This window comes from Mesocryomonas lacus, assembly GCF_055730135.2.
In genome coordinates this window covers 32941-50376 of the sequence record NZ_JBUZWE020000013.1, presented here as the reverse complement: position 1 = coordinate 50376, position 17436 = coordinate 32941, and the positions used below count along the sequence as shown (strand labels likewise).

At 63.6% G+C, this 17436-nt stretch carries 20 protein-coding genes; 7 read left to right on the top strand and 13 right to left on the bottom strand.

The genetic code is table 11. The annotated features are described in order from the left end of the window. The first annotated feature begins 180 nt into the window (after window positions 1-180). Genes ACZLZY_RS19250 through ACZLZY_RS19240 form a run of 3 tightly spaced genes read left to right on the top strand, consistent with a single transcriptional unit; the run spans window position 181 to window position 2819 of the window. Window positions 181-738: a TadE/TadG family type IV pilus assembly protein gene (locus ACZLZY_RS19250; RefSeq protein WP_472935660.1), complete on the top strand. Its 558-nt coding sequence runs from the start codon at window positions 181-183 to the stop codon at window positions 736-738. Further along, a complete protein-coding gene (locus ACZLZY_RS19245; RefSeq protein WP_472935659.1) occupies window positions 738-1292 on the top strand; it encodes a TadE/TadG family type IV pilus assembly protein in 555 nt (184 codons plus the stop codon). Before ACZLZY_RS19250 ends, ACZLZY_RS19245 begins: the two co-directional genes overlap by 1 nt. A 42-nt stretch (window positions 1293-1334) precedes the next feature. Then, complete coding sequence (locus ACZLZY_RS19240; protein WP_472935658.1) at window positions 1335-2819, top strand: TadE/TadG family type IV pilus assembly protein; 1485 nt, start codon at window positions 1335-1337, stop codon at window positions 2817-2819. An 81-nt stretch (window positions 2820-2900) separates the two neighbouring features. On the opposite strand, the gene ACZLZY_RS19235 is transcribed toward ACZLZY_RS19240, so the two are convergent. After that, window positions 2901-3038: a hypothetical protein gene (locus ACZLZY_RS19235; protein WP_472935656.1), complete on the bottom strand. Its 138-nt coding sequence runs from the start codon at window positions 3036-3038 to the stop codon at window positions 2901-2903. Continuing rightward, complete coding sequence (gene ssuD / locus ACZLZY_RS19230; RefSeq protein WP_472935655.1) at window positions 3035-4198, bottom strand: FMNH2-dependent alkanesulfonate monooxygenase; 1164 nt, start codon at window positions 4196-4198, stop codon at window positions 3035-3037. The genes ACZLZY_RS19235 and ssuD overlap by 4 nt, the downstream gene beginning before the upstream one ends. Window positions 4199-4538: 340 nt before the next feature. Between ssuD and ACZLZY_RS19225 the strand changes: the two genes are divergently transcribed. Continuing rightward, complete coding sequence (locus ACZLZY_RS19225) at window positions 4539-5330, top strand: pentapeptide repeat-containing protein (protein ID WP_472935654.1); 792 nt, start codon at window positions 4539-4541, stop codon at window positions 5328-5330. A gap of 125 nt (window positions 5331-5455) precedes the next feature. Here ACZLZY_RS19225 and ACZLZY_RS19220 read toward each other — a convergent pair whose 3' ends face one another. Next, complete coding sequence (locus ACZLZY_RS19220; protein ID WP_472935653.1) at window positions 5456-5875, bottom strand: hypothetical protein; 420 nt, start codon at window positions 5873-5875, stop codon at window positions 5456-5458. An 11-nt stretch (window positions 5876-5886) separates the two neighbouring features. On the opposite strand from ACZLZY_RS19220, the gene ACZLZY_RS19215 reads away from it, so the two are divergent. Further along, window positions 5887-6192, top strand: a complete 306-nt coding sequence (locus tag ACZLZY_RS19215; RefSeq protein ID WP_472935652.1) for a hypothetical protein — start codon at window positions 5887-5889, stop codon at window positions 6190-6192. Here ACZLZY_RS19215 and ACZLZY_RS19210 read toward each other — a convergent pair. The 8 genes from ACZLZY_RS19210 to ACZLZY_RS19175 all read right to left on the bottom strand — a co-directional run bounded on the left by ACZLZY_RS19210 (window position 6189) and on the right by ACZLZY_RS19175 (window position 13374). Continuing rightward, window positions 6189-6953 carry an EAL domain-containing protein gene (locus ACZLZY_RS19210; RefSeq protein WP_472935651.1) on the bottom strand — a complete coding sequence of 255 codons (765 nt, stop codon included), beginning with the start codon at window positions 6951-6953 and terminating at the stop codon, window positions 6189-6191. The genes ACZLZY_RS19215 and ACZLZY_RS19210 overlap by 4 nt on opposite strands. Before the next feature lie 227 nt (window positions 6954-7180). Continuing rightward, a complete protein-coding gene (locus tag ACZLZY_RS19205; protein WP_472935650.1) occupies window positions 7181-7609 on the bottom strand; it encodes an Rrf2 family transcriptional regulator in 429 nt (142 codons plus the stop codon). 144 nt (window positions 7610-7753) lie between these two features. After that, the gene (locus tag ACZLZY_RS19200; RefSeq protein ID WP_472935649.1) at window positions 7754-8002 is read right to left on the bottom strand and encodes a hypothetical protein; all 249 of its coding nucleotides are present in this window, start codon (window positions 8000-8002) and stop codon (window positions 7754-7756) included. Between the two features lie 258 nt (window positions 8003-8260). Further along, window positions 8261-8704: a response regulator gene (locus ACZLZY_RS19195; RefSeq protein WP_472935648.1), complete on the bottom strand. Its 444-nt coding sequence runs from the start codon at window positions 8702-8704 to the stop codon at window positions 8261-8263. Further along, the gene (locus ACZLZY_RS19190) at window positions 8701-9822 is read right to left on the bottom strand and encodes a PAS domain-containing protein (protein WP_472935647.1); all 1122 of its coding nucleotides are present in this window, start codon (window positions 9820-9822) and stop codon (window positions 8701-8703) included. Before ACZLZY_RS19190 ends, ACZLZY_RS19195 begins: the two co-directional genes overlap by 4 nt. Window positions 9823-10055: 233 nt before the next feature. After that, on the bottom strand, window positions 10056-10301 hold the full coding sequence (locus ACZLZY_RS19185; protein ID WP_472935646.1) for a hypothetical protein: 246 nt from the start codon (window positions 10299-10301) through the stop codon (window positions 10056-10058). A 158-nt stretch (window positions 10302-10459) separates the two neighbouring features. Beyond that, window positions 10460-11323 (bottom strand): glycosyltransferase family 2 protein, encoded by an 864-nt coding sequence (locus tag ACZLZY_RS19180; protein ID WP_472935645.1) that lies wholly within the window; start codon window positions 11321-11323, stop codon window positions 10460-10462. Then, window positions 11305-13374, bottom strand: a complete 2070-nt coding sequence (locus ACZLZY_RS19175) for an HAD-IIB family hydrolase (RefSeq protein WP_472935644.1) — start codon at window positions 13372-13374, stop codon at window positions 11305-11307. Before ACZLZY_RS19175 ends, ACZLZY_RS19180 begins: the two co-directional genes overlap by 19 nt. A 65-nt stretch (window positions 13375-13439) precedes the next feature. Here ACZLZY_RS19175 and ACZLZY_RS19170 point away from each other — a divergent pair, with 65 nt between their 5' ends. Both ACZLZY_RS19170 and ACZLZY_RS19165 read left to right on the top strand, forming a co-directional pair. Then, window positions 13440-14498 (top strand): glycosyltransferase family 4 protein, encoded by a 1059-nt coding sequence (locus tag ACZLZY_RS19170; RefSeq protein ID WP_472935643.1) that lies wholly within the window; start codon window positions 13440-13442, stop codon window positions 14496-14498. Beyond that, a complete protein-coding gene (locus tag ACZLZY_RS19165; RefSeq protein WP_472935642.1) occupies window positions 14498-15685 on the top strand; it encodes a glycosyltransferase family 4 protein in 1188 nt (395 codons plus the stop codon). The genes ACZLZY_RS19170 and ACZLZY_RS19165 overlap by 1 nt, the downstream gene beginning before the upstream one ends. On the opposite strand, the gene ACZLZY_RS19160 is transcribed toward ACZLZY_RS19165, so the two are convergent. Beyond that, a complete protein-coding gene (locus ACZLZY_RS19160) occupies window positions 15673-16656 on the bottom strand; it encodes a glycosyltransferase (protein ID WP_472935641.1) in 984 nt (327 codons plus the stop codon). The two genes, ACZLZY_RS19165 and ACZLZY_RS19160, sit on opposite strands and share 13 nt — an antisense overlap. Continuing rightward, window positions 16656-17297, bottom strand: a complete 642-nt coding sequence (locus ACZLZY_RS19155) for a glycosyltransferase family 29 protein (RefSeq protein WP_472935640.1) — start codon at window positions 17295-17297, stop codon at window positions 16656-16658. Before ACZLZY_RS19155 ends, ACZLZY_RS19160 begins: the two co-directional genes overlap by 1 nt. Between the last annotated feature and the right edge of the window lie 139 nt (window positions 17298-17436).

Here is a 17436-nt window from a genome sequence, read left to right as displayed (position 1 = left end):
ATGTCAGAAACACCTGTTTTCAGAAATAATTTTGCGCAGAAGTGGCAATTTATATTAGGGACAACCGCGAGTTTAGCGATACATGCTCGCCTAATTAAGTAATGCTCAAGCTTTCAAATCTACGGGTCTAGTGAGATGTCGCCGACGATTGGTCGGTGCCGCAACGGTAGATAGACCCTCATGTTCGGGCTGAATAAAAAGGTTCCTGTCGCAGGATGGGGACGCCGCTCCGCCTTACCGCGGCTCTTTGTGCGTGCGCGGGAAGGCACAGCCGCCGTCGAGTTTGCCTTGCTGGCCTTGCCGTTCTTCCTGATCGTGTTTGCGATCCTGGAGACCGCCTTCATCTTCATCGGCAATGTCACGCTCGAGCAAGCCGTGACCAAAGCCAGCCGCATTGTCCGAACCGGAAATGTCGCGCGGGAGAATGTCAGCGAGGCCGACTTCCGAAAGATGCTCTGCGGCGAAATCACCGTCCTCATGTCGTGCGACAACATCAAGCTGGACCTACGATCGTACTCCGATTTCGCTTCCATCCCAACCAGCGCGCCGATCGTCGCCGGCGCGCTTTCGGAAGGTGACTTCCGGTTCGAGCGTGGCAATGCTGGGCAGATCATGGCGCTGCGAGCCTTCTACGAATGGCCGCTCTTCACCAATTTCATGGAGAGCTACCTGTCCGACCTCAGCGGCCGCAAGCACCTCCTGATGTCGGTCTCCGTCTTCCAGACCGAGCCCTTCTAATGCGGCAACGCCTTCCCCCGCGTCTGAAACGCTTCGTTCGGGATCGCGCCGGCGCCGGCGCCATCGAGTTTGCCTTGATCGCGCCGGTTCTTCTCACCCTCTACCTTGGCGGCGTCGAGGTGACCCGCGCCATCACCTTCAGCCATAAGATGCAAAGGGCGACCACCGCCGTCAACGATCTCGTCACCCAGTCGACCGACCTCAGCAAGGCCAGCGTGCTGGAAACGTTCGACGCGGCGGACGCGATGCTCGCGCCCTTTCACCTCGACCCGATACCGATCCGGACGACCGCGATCAACGTCGATGCCGCCGGCAATGCCAAGGTTGTCTGGTCTGTCGCCCGCGGGATGGACAAGGCTTCGGCAGGGAAGGCCTACGTCCTTCCCGAACTGCTGAAGGGCCTTCGAAACTACACCCTCGTCGTCACGAACGCGTCCTACGCCTTCTCCCCGATTTCCAGTTACGTGCTGATGGCGCGCATCCCGATGAGCGCCGAAGCACGGGGCCGGTTCCGCGGTCAGAAGCCTCCGACCTGCAGCGATTGCACCAAGTAGCCCTTGCCGAGCGATCTCCGTCTCAAAATCAGAGTACCCCCCGTGTTCAGGAAATTTCTCTCCGACCGCCGTGGCAACTTCGCGTTGATCACCGCGATTGCCATGCTGCCGATGATCCTGGCGATCGGTTTTGCGATCGATGGTGCGCGCTATTACAAGGCGCGCTCCCATCTGCAGGACGCGGTGGATACGGCCTCGCTCGCCGTCGCCGCGTCCGAGGAACAGGATACAAAGGTGCTGCGCGCGCTGGCGGAAGAGTTCATCCGGTCCAATCTCGACGAGCGCACGATCGACAACGTCAACTTCGACTGGTTCACGTCAAGCCCCGAGGAAATTGATGCCGGCGTGCATGGCTCGATCACCACGACCTTCATGCAGCTTGCCAATGTGAAGACGATGTCGGTTTCGGTCGCAACGATCGCCAAACGCGCGCCCAAGCAGATCGTCGAGGTCGCACTGGTGCTCGACAACACCGACTCGATGAGCGCGCCCGATGCGAAAACCGGCGAAACGCGCATCGAAACATTGCGCAAAGCCTCCAAGAGCCTGGTCGAGACGCTGTTGCCCACAGACGAGCCCGGTCCCCTCTCCATCGCCCTCGTGCCCTATGCCGACCATGTCAATGTCGGCATCGAGAACAAAAACCAAAACTGGCTGGCCCTGGATGGCGTCGAGCGAACGGAGACGGGCGGTGGCGACCGGGTGTGCGAACCGAAGGTCGAGGATGGCACCGAAACCTACTGCAAAACCTACTCAAAGAAGACTTGCACCAAAATTGTGGACGGCATCACCAAAACCGAGACCTGCAACGACCAGTGCATCGAACAAGCCACGCGCACGAAGTATAAAGATCAGAAATGCACCGGCAAGGACCCTTACACTAACATCTACAAGTTTCAGGGCTGCGTCGGAACCCGCATTTCCGGATCGCTGCGGCTCAGCGATACCAGCCCGACCTCGAAATATCCCGCTTACGTCGAAACGTCGCAAAAATGCGCCCGGCCGATCATTCCGCTTATGCAGGACCGGAAGGCGTTGCTGGCCGGCGTAGCGGCAATGACGCATAAGCCATCGAACTACGTCGCCAACACGCATATCCCCTCTGGGATGGTCTGGGGTCTCAACGTTCTCTCGCCGATGGCACCTTTCAGCGAGGCTGCGGATTACGACCCGGATAACAAGTCGCCGCGCAAAATCCTCATTCTGATGACCGACGGTGATAATACACTGAAACCGGACACAAGCCGGGGAAAGCATATCGTATTTGACGAGAAGAGCGCCGAGAAGGACGCTGCGGACTTCATCAACGTCAATAAGGATACGCTGGCCATCTGCACGAATGCCAAGGCGAAAGGGATCGAGATCTACACCGTTGCCTTTGCCGTGACGAAAGTGGAGGCCAAGACCTTGCTCCGCCAATGCGCGACAAGCGATGCCTACTATTACGACGCGACCGATGCCGCAAAACTCGCCTCGGCCTTCTCCGGCATCGCCCGGGCGATCAGCCAGGTGCGGCTCTCTCAGTAAGGCGCGGTCGGACCGGACGCCGACGCTTTCTGTCGGCGCTACCGGTCAGGTCAAGCCAAGCAGGAAACGGCCCAGCCCGCTTCAGCTCGGCCAGCCGCCGCCCGCGAACGGTCCGATGCCGAGGACGGTCGCCAGCACCGTCAGGAAGGCCGCGGCCGTCATCAGCACCTCGAGGGCCGCGGGCAAGCGGACGGCGGCGAACCGGCGGACGGGCGTCACGACGCGCTCGCCGGGCGCGCTTCGGGCGAGCGCGAATTGGCGATGGCCTCGCCGACGATACGGGGGCCGGCAGGCACGGCCAACCGCGGATCGTCGTGATCCAGCGGCAGGCGTGGCAGGACCCGCTCGCCGAAGGAGTAGGCTTCTTCGAGATGCGGGTAGCCGGAGAAGATGAAGGTGTCGATCCCGACGCGGCGGTACTCGTCGATCCGCTCGGCCACCGTCTCGGCATCGCCGACGAGCGCCGTGCCCGCGCCGCCGCGGATCAGGCCGACGCCCGCCCAGAGGTTGGGGCTGATCTCGAGCTTCGTCCGGTCGCCGCCGTGCAGCGCCCGCATCCGGATCTGCCCGACCGAATCCTGCCGCGCCAGCGCCTTCTGCGCCTTGGCGATGGTCTCGTCGTCCAGCTTGGAGATGAGGCTTTCGGCGGCCGCCCAGGCCTCCTCATTGGTGTCGCGAACGATGACGTGCAGGCGGATGCCGAAGGTCACCGTTCGCCCCGCCGCCTCGGCGCGCGCGCGCACCTTGGCAACCTTCTCGGCAACCGCGAGCGGCGGCTCGCCCCAGGTCAGGTACTTGTCGATGGTATGGGCGGCCACCTCGATGCCGGCATCCGACGAACCGCCGAAATAGAGCGGCAGACGCGGCTGGTGCGGGGGAAAATAGAGCTGCCCCTCCTTCACCGTCAAATGCTGGCCCTCGTAATTCACCACCTCGCCGGCAAGCTCGGCCTTGTAGATGTCGAGAAACTCCTTGGTCACGGCGTAGCGCTCGTCATGGTCGAGGAAGATGCCGTCACCGGCATTCTCGACGGGGTCACCGCCGGTGACGACGTTGATGAGCAGCCGCCCGCCGGAAATACGGTCGAGCGTTGCCGTCATCCGCGCCGCCAGCGTCGGCGAGAGCAGCCCCGGGCGGACGGCGACGAGGAAGCGCAGCTTCTGCGTCGTGCGCGCAAGCGCCGAGGCGACCACCCAGGAATCCTCGCAGGACCGTCCGGTCGGCAGCAGCACACCATAATAGCCGAGCTGGTCGGCCGCCCGTGCCACCTGCTCGAGATAGTCGATGTCGACGGCGCGGGCGCCTTCCACCGAACCGAGATGACGACCGTCTCCATGCGTCGGCAGAAACCACAGAACCTTGATCTTGTCGGGGGTCATTCATCACCTCGCAATGCCATTGAGCTGAGACTACCCAGCGCCAGACCTGCGCCACAGGAATGAAATATCTATTATGCCAGTAGATTGAGTAGATCCTTCTTCATGGCTGGTGGATCAAGGTGACGCGCTCTGGCTGGTCGCGCGCCCGCCGAGATAGCCACCCCACGGAAGCAACCAAGCCAGCCAAGATCGGCTTTAACCAGCAAGCCGATGCAGGCGACGACGCGCTGGCGCTGTGCGATACCGCGCGTGTGCCGGGCAGACGCCCTCGTAGGGTCACATCGGCTGACGACAGAGCGCTCGATGGGAAGCGCAAGACGGCCGAATAAGGGAGGACACCATGATGCTGGAACATCGCAGGAATTGTCGGCAGTCTCGGCGGGATGCAGCGCAGGCACGGACAGGGCAGCCGAGCCGGCCTACCCCGCAACAGGGACGGCTTACAGCGCCGGGGCGGACCACCGGCTTTGCGGCGGTCGTTCTGCTCGCCTCGACACTGGCGTCAGCCGCTGCCGATTGCCAGAGCGTTGCAGAGGCCGGGATCGACTGGAGTGGGTGCAACCGGCGCAATCTCTCGATCGCTGGTGCCAATCTCGAGGGCGCCAATGCCGCAGGCACCGATCTCAGCGCCACGGATCTGCGGGATGCGACGCTGACCTCAGCCAATCTCGAAAAGGCGAAAATGGTGCGCGCTTCGCTGGCGAACGCCAAAGCGGACAAGGCTAACTTCAGCCGCGTCGAAGGCTATCGGACGGACCTCAAGGGGCTGTCGGCCGAAGGCGCGGTTTTCCAGGGTGCCGAGTTGCAGCGCGCCGACTTTACCGACGCCGTGCTGTCCGGCGCGAATTTTGAGAAGGCCGAACTAGGCCGGGCCCGTTTCAAGGGGGCGACGCTTTCCGACAACCGCTTCGCCTTCGCAAACCTTGCCCGCGCGAACCTTTCGGGCATCAAGGTCGGAGGACCGATGGACTTCAGCGGCGCCTACACGTTCCTGACGCGGATCGAGGGCGTCGATCTCTCCGCGGCGACCGGGCTCGTGCAGGCGCAGATCGATCTCAGCTGCGGCGACGGCCAGACCAAGCTGCCGGCGGGATTGACGGCACCGGCCAACTGGCCCTGCGGCGCGGACTGAGCCTAGCCTACCCAAACATCATCCCGGCCACCGGCGGTGGCACGACGTCGGAGGGCAGCAAACTTCTGCCCTCCGACCGGTCATCATGAGATGCGGGACCAATGCTGCAACGATCGCGCGGTGAATTAAGCCTCGCTGGCCCAGAAGGCTTCATCCATCGGCAGGCGGATGATCTCAGCCTTATCGGGATCGAGAAGCCGGACATGCGTGTCGCCGGTCTCGGCATAACCGAGCTGGGTCAGTGACGCACGGACACTGCCCTTGGCCGTCGCCGCGTCGGCGGCATTGAAGGCTTCGTGAAAACCGCCGGGCTGCCAGGCACCACCCGTGTCGGTTCCGGTCTCGATGACATATCGGGTTCGGGGCATATCGATATCCTCCCTCAGCATCGGCTCGTCGAAGCGGCCGAATGGAGGAGGAGTAGAACCCCAGTTGGTTTTCCGTTCAAGCCATTCAAGGCGTGACGGTCGGGTTGCGCCGCTCATCGGGCCGTGGATCGGGCTGAACCAATACTGGCCGCGCCCGTTGCCGCTGGAGACGATCACGGGAGAACATCATGCCGACTACCCTCACCGCAAACTTCGACACCCGCCGCGAAGCCGAGATGACCGTCGAGCGGCTCGTCCAGGAATATGGCATCGATCGCCAGAACATTGCCATCGCCGCAGCCGGCCCGCGCAACAGCGCAGGCGTCGAGGAAGCCGGTGCGGACGTCGGGGCCGGCGAGCCGTCGGCGGACGAACGCAGCGATGCGCCGCTCAATGGGGCAATCACCGTCTCGGTCGAAGTCGATGGCGAGATGGAAGCAACGGTCCGCTCGGCCTTCGCCGAATTCGACGCGAGCGAGGTCAACGCAGATTAGGCGCTGACCCGCGCGTCCACCTGCTGGAAGTCGACCGCCGGCAGCGCCTCGAAGGCTGGCTTGGCGAACCAGTAGCCTTGAAAAAGGTTTACGCCGGCGGCTTTCAACACAAGGAACTCGGCTTCCGTCTCGATGCCTTCCGCCAAGAGGGTGATGTTCATCGCGCGGGCGATGCCGATAATACCGGCCACGATGATCTGCCGGGATCGACTGCTATCGATGCCGCGAAGGATCCGCATGTCGATCTTGATAAGATCAGGCTGGAAATCCACCAGGAGGCCAAGCCCTGCGTGCCCCGCGCCAAAATCGTCGATGGCGGTTGTGAAACCGTGCTTACGGTACTCGGTGATGATGTTCAGGAGGTGGGCGGTGTCCGACACCTCTTCGTCCTCGGTGAACTCGAACATGATCGAGGACAGCGGAAAGGCAAAGCGGTTTGCGGCCAGCAACGTCGCGCGGAGGCATGCCGCCGGCTCGTAGACGGCGTTGGGCATGAAGTTGATCGACAGCTTGAGATCTTCGCCGGCGGGAAACAGCCGGGCGGCAAGTTCAATTGCCTTCACACGGCAGGCCTGATCGAAGCGATACTTCTGCTCGGCGGAAACCTTCGAAAGGATCGAATAGGCGCCCTCTCCCCCCAGGCCCCGCACCAGTGCCTCATACCCCCAGACGCGGCTTGCGGCGACATCGTAGATCGGCTGAAAGGCCATGGTGAAATCGAAGTCGAGCTTTGCGGAAGTGGTGCAGCCGGCGCAGTTCATCGCATGTCCTGTCTCATTACCCCTGATAGACTAGCGTGCTCCGGTTGCAATTCGCTTAATTTGTAAGTCAAGACCCTGAATTAGCGTTGTTCTGCCAGTTGATCCCGCGACACAGCGGGTTCTGGAGGCAACCCCCGATGGCAAACGTAAGGCGGTAAATCCGCAGCACTGCTGCCGCTAGGACGCGACCGGTCTCAAGCCATGGTGCGACGGCATATGGAGCGCCGTTACGCGACCTTCAGGAGCTGCCGGATATTTGGCATCCCTTCCACCAAATCGGCGATGGTATGGCGCCGGAGCGAAACGAGGAACTGCTCAAAGGCGAGTTGCAGGGCTTTCTCCATTTCCACCTCCTCCGCGCTCTCGGCACTCCGATCACATCGGGCCAGAGCGTCACCGATGTCCGTTTCCACCGCCTGGATCACGTCCGCCAAGGTGATCTCGCCGGGGGGACGGCCGAGGCTGACTCCGCCATTTCGTCCTCGCACCGTCCTTAGCAGACCGGCTGCAACGAGCGGCTTGGATATCTGTGCGAGATGCATGGCAGAAACGGAATAGGCGGCGGCAATCTCGCCAACCTGGCTGAGCCGAACGCTGTTGGCGGCGCAGTACATCAGCATACGAATGGCAAGGTTCGTCTGGCGGGTCAGGCGCATCGGATCGCATCCTCACTGGAACGATTCCAACAAGACGGAAGTGGAATCGTTCCAGAAAGAGCGCAGCCAGAACCTTGGTCGCTGCCGAAATCGAGCGTGCGAACCGATATGGCGATGGGAGGGAAGAAATTACGCCGCGAGGATTTACGTCAGAAGACTGGGCACATGCCATGCCGCAGCTGCCGAGGTCGGATTTGGCTTTCCGGTCAGAACGTTGGAGGCGCGCGCACTGGCGATTTCGCCGTCGCTATAGCCGAAGATGTGATGGATCGTCCGGTCGCTCATCCCGGTCTCGATCATCGCCAGAATACCCCGGCGATCGAAATCGGAAAAGTCTCTCGGTTCTCCAACAAGCCCCAAGTGTCGCAGTAATTTGAAGGCACGGCTCTGCACGTCTCATTCGCTCCCCTTAGCGGACATTAAGCGAGGGCGGCATCGTGAGGTTCACTGACAACTTTGTGAGGAGGCGGCGTTGCTGATAAGCGGGTGTAGCACAGGTTAGCAGGCGCGAAATGCGCACAATGCTTGTCCAGCTATCCCTGCAGCAGCGCCGCAGTTCCCATAGGTCGCGTAGGGATACTCAGTTTCGGGAAGCGGTAATGCTTGCCGGCCCCACAACAACGTTGTCAAAGGCGCTTTAAACAGCAGAGCTCAGGCCCAGGCTTCCGTGTAGACAGGCCCCAGACGAAAGCCGCCGGGCTTTGGCAGTGTCGGCGGCGGATCGATCAGACCTTGCTGCAGATAGGCAAGGACCGCCACGAGCTTGGAGCTGGAAAACGGCTTCTCGAGAACGCCGATGCTGCCCTGCATGTCCTCGTCGACGAGACGACCGTTCGCGGTCATGAAGACATACTTCGCGCCTGTCTTGTTCTGCAGACCGCGGGCGACATCAAGTCCTGACGTGCCATGCATCAACTGGATATCGAGGAAAACGATGTCGGGCTGCGAGGCATCATATAATGCCAGTGCCTCATCGGCGGACGTCGCCCAGCCTGCCACGATATGACCTTCGTCCTCAACCGTCCCCTCAATGTCCATGGCCAGCAGGCCTTCGTCTTCGACGATCAGGACGCGCAGAGGCTGAAGAGTATTCACTGGCTTGCAACTCCGGTCGGGTTCACGAAGGCAACGCTGGCGCGGGTGCCGGGTTGCGCGTCGGTGACCTCGATCGTGCCGCGAATCTGCCTGACCAAAGATTCAATGAGACGGTGACCAAAGGTTCTCGTCGATTTCGGCTGCGAGCCCGCCATGCCGACCCCATTGTCCTCCACAACGAGATGCGCCGTCTCTCCAACCTGTGAGGTCGCAACGCGAATTCTGCCGGCCTGCCCCTCAATCGGAAAAGCATGCTTCAGCGCGTTCGTTACGAGTTCGTTGAGGAGCAGCGATAGCGAAGAGGCCGTCGACGCCGGCACCGTCAGTGGCTGGAGATCCAGATCCACGTCGATTTCCGGTCGGCCGATGGCGTCGACGATGTCGCTGCACAACTCGGCGGCGAACCCGGAAACGTCGAAGACCTGCACGTCCTGCGACTGGTACAGCTTCTGGTGCACCGATCCGAGCGTTTCCACCCGTGTCATCGTCGTCCTCAGCGCAGCCTTCACCTCCGGCACATCGGAATAGCGCGCCTGGCTCCGAATCATCGCGGCGACCATTTGAAGATTGTTCTTCACGCGGTGGTCGACCTCATGCAGCAGAAGTTTCTGCTGCTCGAGCGCTGCCTCCAGCGCAACGGTCCGCTCCTTGACGGCATTCTCGAAGAACTCGCTGGACTCCAACGCCTCGAGCTCGCGAGTCTTCCTTTCCGTCACGTCGAGCTGCGACGCGAAAAAGAACTGCAACTCGCCGCTGTGGCCGAAGACGGGGCTGAGATACAGTGCGTTCCAAAAGGTCGAGCCGTCCTTGCGGTAGTTCAGGAGCTCGACGTTGACGTCGGTGCGTCTATCAACGGCGTCACGGAGAACTGCAATGTCAGCCTGTGCCGTCCCCGGACCCTGTAGAAACCTGCAATTTCGCCCCATCACTTCTTCGCGGGTGTAGCCGGTCAGCTTGAGGAACGCATCATTGGTAAAGACGATCGGATTGTCGTCCTGGCGCGGATCGCTGATGATCATCGGCATGCGGGTAGCCCGGACAGCCGCTGCGAACGGGTCTCCCTTTCCCTGCTCCGCGTGCAGGCGGTCGGTGAGGAGGACTGCTTCCTGGGATTCCAACGACTACTCCGGCCTTTAGATGACAGATCGTCTCGCGACGGGGATGAGTTACTTCGACCAGATTTTATGGAAGAAGCCCGGCACACCAGGTTTGGTCCCGGAGGATGGCGCCGACCATCGCACCCTTGTCGCGGTCGCAAGGGTTTCGCCCATCAATGGCGCTGGGAGCGTTTGGTTTCGTCCTAGCGCTGCGCTTGATCGAGGGTAGCGCCCGAGCATTGGCGCAAGGCTGATTATTTTCGCTTGGGCTTCGGCTTGGATTTTGGTGCTGCCAGCCGAGCCGCCTCCGCGTCGATCTTGGCTTGAAGCGCCTGCTGTTCTTCGCGTGCGGCCTTCAAGCGAAGCGTCTTCGAAATGGTTGCTTCGCGTTCGGCGGCAATCACCGTCATGCCGGAGCCCTTTTCGTGACGCTCGCCCGGCGTCTGGAAATAGGTGGCTGCATCGATGGGGGTGTCGGAATTGCTCGTTTCGGATGTCATGGATCGTTCCCCCGCCGACAGGGCGCCGGACCGGAAACCTAGAACCTTTCCCCCTGCAGCGGCTTAGCCTGGGTTAAGTTTCCGTCTGGTCGAGGGATTTTTTCAGGCCGGACAATTATGTCCCAAGCGTTTCCCGGCTATCTGCAGGGCGGCATTTCTCAGCTGAAGATGCGCTGGGTGTCCGCCGCGGCGGCGGTGATTTCCGCTTGCGTCGGCCGCCGGACGACAGTGATACCCGCGGCGTCGCTCGACCAGGCGATCAGGCCTGCTGCCGCAAACTGCCCGAGCCAGTAATCCATGCACCAGCGCCCGTGCCTTCTGTGGAACAGCGTAGCATTGCGCAGGATCGCATCGAAATGCTGCAGCGGCGGTACCGAGACCGGGTGATGCTGGTGATAGCTGCGGGCGCCTGCTGTCCAGAAGAACGGCAGCCCAGCCTTGCCAAGACGGGTGGCGAAGTCTGTCTCCTCGCCGCCATAGCCCTCGAAATCCTCGCTCATGCCATTCACCGACGCGTAATCCTGTCGGCGGAGCGCGAAGGAGAGGCCCCAGAGCTGGCCCACATCCGGCTCCGCACGCACCCCGGTGGGCGGCACCGCCGGCTTTGACGGGTGGGTCACCCCCACCCGGTCGAGTTCGGCAAAGTCCAGTGGCTGCCGCGACGCACCGGCGGGCAGGTATAAGACCTCGCCGAGAAATAGCCCGTTCCGGGAAGCGGCCGCCGTCTTATAGGCCGAGACCAATCCCGGCGACGGGATGCAGTCGACGTCGAGGAAAATTAGAAGCTCTCCCTCTGCCGCCTCGGCCGCACGGTTGCGGGCTTTTGCAAGAGGGAGCGCGTCACCGGCGACCATGACGTGCCGGACCGGACAGCCGGGATCCGGCAGATCCTCCAGCGGCTCAGGCTGCATCCAAGCGATAACCAACTCCGACGGCTTCGATTCCTGCCGCGATAGCCCGTTCATCAACTGAGTCAGATGATCGCGCCGCCCGCGGACGAGCGTCAGGACGCTGGTTTGCATGCTTCGCTGCCATGCGCGAGGAAATGACTCATGCCTTCGATGATCCCGTGCGCGTGGGATTTCGTCGCGACGAAGGAGTGGGCGAGTTGTGGCAGACTGGCGAGCCCGTCCGAGAAGTTCGCGACGATGATCGCTTGCGCGACGGTCTGCAGCATCTCGATGTCGTTGCCTGAATCGCCGGCGACGAAAACATTGCCGACCGGCAGGTTGTCCCGGCGCCGGACATATTCGACCGCTGTCCCCTTCGAGGCGCCCATCGGCAGAACGTCGAGGTAGCGGCCGTGGCTATGGATGATCGAACAGGAGAGCCCCGCCTTCGCCAGCCGCGCGCGGATGCGGTTGACGGTATCGGGATGGCCATCGCTGAAATAGCTGAGCTTGTGCGAGCGCTGCTCGAGCGGGGCTTGCTGCACCACCCCCGGCATTCCCGACATCACCGTCTGCACACGGTCGCGGTCCCAGTTCTTCGAGATCCGCGTGCGCCATTCTCGGTCCTGCGTATAGGTGAGGCCGTTCGGATCGAGGTGGTAGATTTCTGAGCCGACAGAGGTGATCATCACCTGCGGACGGGGCGCTTCCTGCTGCTCGAGGATCGACATCGCGCTGTGGAAGGAGCGCCCGGTCGCGACCCCGAAGGCGAGCCCATGCTGCTGCGTCCGCCACTGCCGGAACAGCCGCACGCCCTCGGCACAGCCGACCAGCGTGTTATCGATGTCGGAGATGAGGATCCTGTCGTGCGGCAAGAGCTTGCCCGCCGTCCGACAGATCCCCTTCAGGAGAGCGTGGTAGCTCACCACGTGTCCCGCCCAGTCATAGGTCTGCGCCACCAGTCCGCCCGCCGCGGAATAGGTGTCCCACAGCGCCGCATCGTCCAAAATGCGCAAGGCTGCGGCGGCGATCGCCTGGGGCGAACGCGGATCGACGAGGATGCCGTTTCCGGCCATCTCGATGATGTCGTTCGGCCCGCCCGAGTCGGTTGCCACCAGCGGCAGGCCGACGGCGGAGGCCTCCAAGAGAGTCAGCCCGAAAGGTTCGTTCAGCGCCGGGTTGACGAAAATACCGCGACGGTCCCGCGCATAGGCGTAGATTGCCGGGACATCCTCGGCCCGGTGTGTCTTGGGGTAGGCGATCTTGCCGTAGAGATCATAGCGGTCGATGAGATCCAAAAGCTCGCCGACCGTCTCGGCCATGTTGCCGTCGAGATCCTGGTAGTTGTCGCGGGTACCGGCGAAGACGACGAGGTTTGCCTTCTGCTGCAGGTCCGGGTTCTCGCCATAGGCGGTGACGAGGGCGGCGAGGTTCTTCTTGTAGACCGGACGCGCCAGCGCCAGGAGAACGGGTTTTTCCGGCTCACGCAAGAATCTGTCGATTGACGCGTCGACCCCATCGCAGCGGTCCGCCTGGTCGAAGCGCGATAGGTCGATCCCTGGCGGCAGGATACGAATCCGGCCCGCCTCATACGATCGGTAGGATGCCCATTGCAGCTCGGCCTCGTCACGCGAGGACGCAATGACGACCGCAGCTTTGGCCATGGCAGTCTCCTCGCCCGCAATGCGCTCGGCAATATAAGGAATTTCGCTGGTACCCCACAGCGCCCGCTGCTTTACCCGCCCGAGGGAATGGGCGGTGAACACGAAGGGAATACCGAGACGCACTTCCACGATGGCGGCGACGCTCGCGGCATCCGCGTAGTGCGCATGGATAACGTCCGGCCGGCGTTCCTGTGCCTCGATAAAGCCAATCAGTGCCTCGGCGAAGCTCTTGACTTCACGGTGCATCGCCTCTTTTTCGACGTAGCCCGGCGTCTCGCTGCGAAGCCGCATGATCTCGAGCCTGTCGCCACCGAGTTCGTGGGGCGTCGCATAGTCGGATCCGAGGGGGCTTTCGAAAAGTCGCGTGGCGATGACGATGCGCTCGATGGCGGAATCCTCCGCCGACGCCGCCACGAGATCGAGCAGGTAACGAATATGCCCACCAGTATCGGCTGTCAGGCCATATTCAACGTTTTCCGAGCGGAGACATCCCTGAAGCGCTACATGCAGAATAAACAACAGGATCTCCTACTCGTGCAAAATCGAACCAACAATTTCTGCCCGCGAAATCAGTTGAGATATCAATGACCACGCTTCGCAGTATTCTCCGCATAGCGCAAATTGCGCCCACGATATTTCCAGTCCCTCCCCAAGATCACGGCGGCACCGAGCGAATTATCAACGATCTGTGCCTTGCGCTACAACGCGCGGGCGTGGAGGTGACGCTGTTCGCACCTTCCGATAGCCTCGTTGACGTCAGCCGTGTCGGAGTGTTTCCGAGTCTTCAAAGCCTGGAACAAGCCTACGGTTCCGTTCCCCCTTCGATCCCGGCAGTCCTCGAGGCCGCGCGCATGGAAGACCTGCGCCAGCGACTGGACGACTTCGACGTGGTCCACTGCCATGGCGAGTTCTTCCACGCCGCGCTTCTTGGGGAGAAGCGGCGCCACAGCCTGACGACCATCCACTGGCGGGTCGACGAGCTCGACAGGGCGCTGTTCTTCGAGACGTTTCCCGACCTTCCGGTCGCCGCGATCTCAGGCGCGCAGCAAGCCGCCTTGCCTGCCTCGAACCGGGCCGGCGTCGTGCATCACGGGATCGAGCGGGACCGCTATGCCGTGTCGCTGGCGCCGGGCTCGCACCTCGCCTTCGTCGGCCGGATGACGGACCAGAAACGGCCGGACGTCGCGATCCGGGTGGCAAATGCGGCGGGCCGCGAGATCCAGCTGGCGGGGACGGTCGATGTCGGCAACCCGCTCTACTTCGACCGCGAGGTGCGCCCGCTCCTTTCCGATCGCGCCCGCTATCTCGGCCCCTTGCGCGACAAGGAGAAGGCCAACCTTCTCGGCAGTGCGGCCGCCCTCCTCTTTCCGATCGACTGGCCGGAGCCTTTCGGTCTGGTGATGATCGAGGCGATGGCGTGCGGAACGCCGGTGATCGCCTGGGACAGGGGAAGCGTTTCGGAAATCGTCGAGGACGGCGTCACCGGCTTCATCGTGCGCAGCGAGGAAGAAGCGGTCGCCGCCATCGGCCGGATCGGCGCCATCGACCGCGCCGGCGTCCGGCGCCGTTTCGAGGAGCGGTTCACCTCCGACCGGATGGCCGCCGACTACATCGACCTCTACCGAAAGCTCTTGATGCGATGATGCGCACCGCCCTCATCACCTGGAACTATCCGCCCTGGCCGAGCGGCCTCGCGACGGCCGCCGGCGAAATCGCGGAAGCGCTGGTGCTGGCCGGCGCCGACGTGACCGTGTTCGACCTCGGACGAAGCGGGCGCGAGACGATCGGCGGCGTCACCGTCATCGGCTGCGCCATCTCCGACGGCAGCGGGCTGGCGCGTCTCCGGCTCTGGGGCGGCGCCGGACATTTGGCAGCGCCGCTGGCGTTTCGCGGGGCGGTGCTGTCGGAACACCGGCGCCAGCCGTTCGACGTGGTCGAAGCGACAAACTGGTATGCGCCGGCCGTGCTGCTGGCCCGGCGGCCGGCGATGGCCATCGTCACCCGCAACTCGACGCCGGCCGCTTTCTCGCGCGACGCGCCCGCCAACCTCCGCGACCGCATCGACGCATCGCTCGCCGACCGTCTCGAGCGGGCGCAGGCGCGGCGCAGCCACGGCCTGATCTCGAACACCGCCGACCATGCCAGGCGGATTTCCGCCGAATATGGCCTGCCCGAGGACGGCCGGCCGCATGGGGTGGTCGCTCTCAGCCTGCCGCCGGACCTCATCGCACGGGGCAAGGCCGCGGCCTATCCGGCGGCGGACGGGCCGCTTCGGCTGCTGTTCGTTGGGCGGGCAGAGCACCGCAAGGGTTTTGACGCGTTGATCGACGCCCTCGAATTGCTGGCGCCGGAGGCCGAACGCGGACAGATCCCCGACTTCGAGCTGCGGCTGGCGGGCATCGATGCAGCGTCGCGGCCGGCCGGCTTGTCGCCCGCCGCCCGGCGCCGCATCACCCCGCTAGGTTCGCTGACACCGGACGCACTGTCGGCGGAGTATGCCGGGGCCCATGCCGTCACCGCGCCCTCGCGCTATGAGAGCTTCGGGCTGGTCTACCAGGAGGGCATCGCTTTCGGCCGGCCGATGATCGCCTCCAACGAGGATGCCAGCGCGCGGGCCTTCGTCGGTGCCGTTGGCGCCGGCTCGATGGCCGCCGAGACCACAGGTCCGGCCCTCGCTGCGGCGCTGCGGCCCGTCCTCTGCGATCCCGCCTACCGCTCGGCGCTGCGGGAGCAGGCGTTGCTGGCGGCCGGACGGTTCAGCCGCGAGACGCTCGGCCAGGAAACGCTGGCGCTCTATCGCGCGGCGATCACGCGTTTTCAGGCGGTGTAGGCGGTAGGCAGGCGGTCCTGTTCCTGCAGCCGTCCGTGGCCGGGGCTCAGCCCTTCGTAGCGAGCCGAGCGCGTCATGACATGCTCATGCGCAAGATGATGAAAGATCGCCCCGTGCAGGGCGATCGTGGTCTGGCGCCAGTCGGTGGCCGGCCGCTCATGAACGACGCCGGCATAGACGACGCCGACCCGGTTCAGCCGGTACTGGGTGTCGGGGAAAAGGTCTGACAGGACGCCGTCGACCAGGTTTCGCCGGCGAAGACCGATGGACGTGACGCCGTTCGCCTCAGCATCGGCGGCGAGTGCCCCAAGCAGCGGGCCGGTCGACGGCTCGAGTGTCTCGTCTGCATCGAGTTGCAGCATCCAGTCGGTTTCCGCCAGCGCCGACAGCGCGTTCCGCTGGGCGGCGAAATCACCGCGAAGCGGGCGGGCGGCGACCCGGACGCGGCCGCGCGCAAACCCCTCGACATCGACGGGCGAGGCCTTGCGCGCGACATCGTCGACAAGGACGACCACATCTTCCGTCCAGGCGGCATGCGGGCCGAGGCCGGCAAGGACCGCAGGCAGTTCACCGGCGCGGCAGCAGAGGCCGAGGCTGATCGGCACCGCGGGCGCATTAACCAGCGCGAAGAGCTCGGCCTCGGCCGCCAAGCGCGCGTGTGGCTGCCGCAAAGCCTCCTGCTGCGCTGCCCCGAGCGGCCGAACGCCAAGCCCCCGCGCACTTGCCGCGATCCGCAGCGTGAAGACGTCGAGGCCATAGCTGGCAAGGTCGCTGCCGGCAAAACGTCCCGTCGCCAGTCGGCGGTCGAGGTTGTCGCGGCAGGTGGCAGCACTGGCGGGGTCGCGGACCAGTGCCCCGCAGGAGCCGCAGGCATAGCCGAAGCGGTGTTCGCGGCCCACGGCATCGACGAGCGTCCGTTCGGTCGGCTGGTAGGCGCGCGCGTCGCATATGAAACAGCGGGCGGCGATCATCACCGAGCCGGCGCGTCGACCGGATGAAGACGCAGCCGGCCCCTCGCCACCTGATCCTCGAACCAGGCGCGCTCCCGCTCCCACTTATGCCCCGGCCACCCGGAGAAACCGAAGCCATGAATGTCGATGGTCACGGGCGTCGGCAGCATCTCCAGAAGATGCAGGGCGATGAGGAAGCCGGTGCTCGGCGCACCGCCTTGCCCTGGCTCGATGACGAGAAGCCTGTCCGCCTCCTGTCGGACGGATTCCGGAACGACGGCAACCGGCCGGCCGAGCGGCGCCAACATGGCGAGGGCTTCCGCCGTCCAATCGCGGCCATCCCCGTCGACGTTCGCTTCGTCCTGCGGCTTCGCGCCGAACGGAAACAGGAAGGAGCCAGCCTGACGAACCACCGGGCGCGTGGTGAAGAAGGGATCACCCAGCCATTCCGCCATCTGGCCGCCGTGGTTCACCAGCGCCAGATGCGTCACGCGGCTGCCGGCAACACCTTCAAATCCGGCCGCATTGTTGAAACGCACCACCCAGTCGGCCGCATTGATGGCCGCGCCTTGGTCGGAGAGCTCCGGCGCATTGCCGACGACGGCGACCGTGCGCGGCCTCTCGACCGGTGCAGCGCTGTTTCTATCCCTCGACTCGACCATCGCTCTTGTTCGTCCTGCATGTTCCAGCAAAAAACCTGTAACCCATGGGCGTCTCGATCGTTGCGGCAATATCGGTCCGGGCGTCATGACGTCCCGCGTCCTTATACTCTCTCCAGCGTCCTCGGCCGTTGGCCTGCCC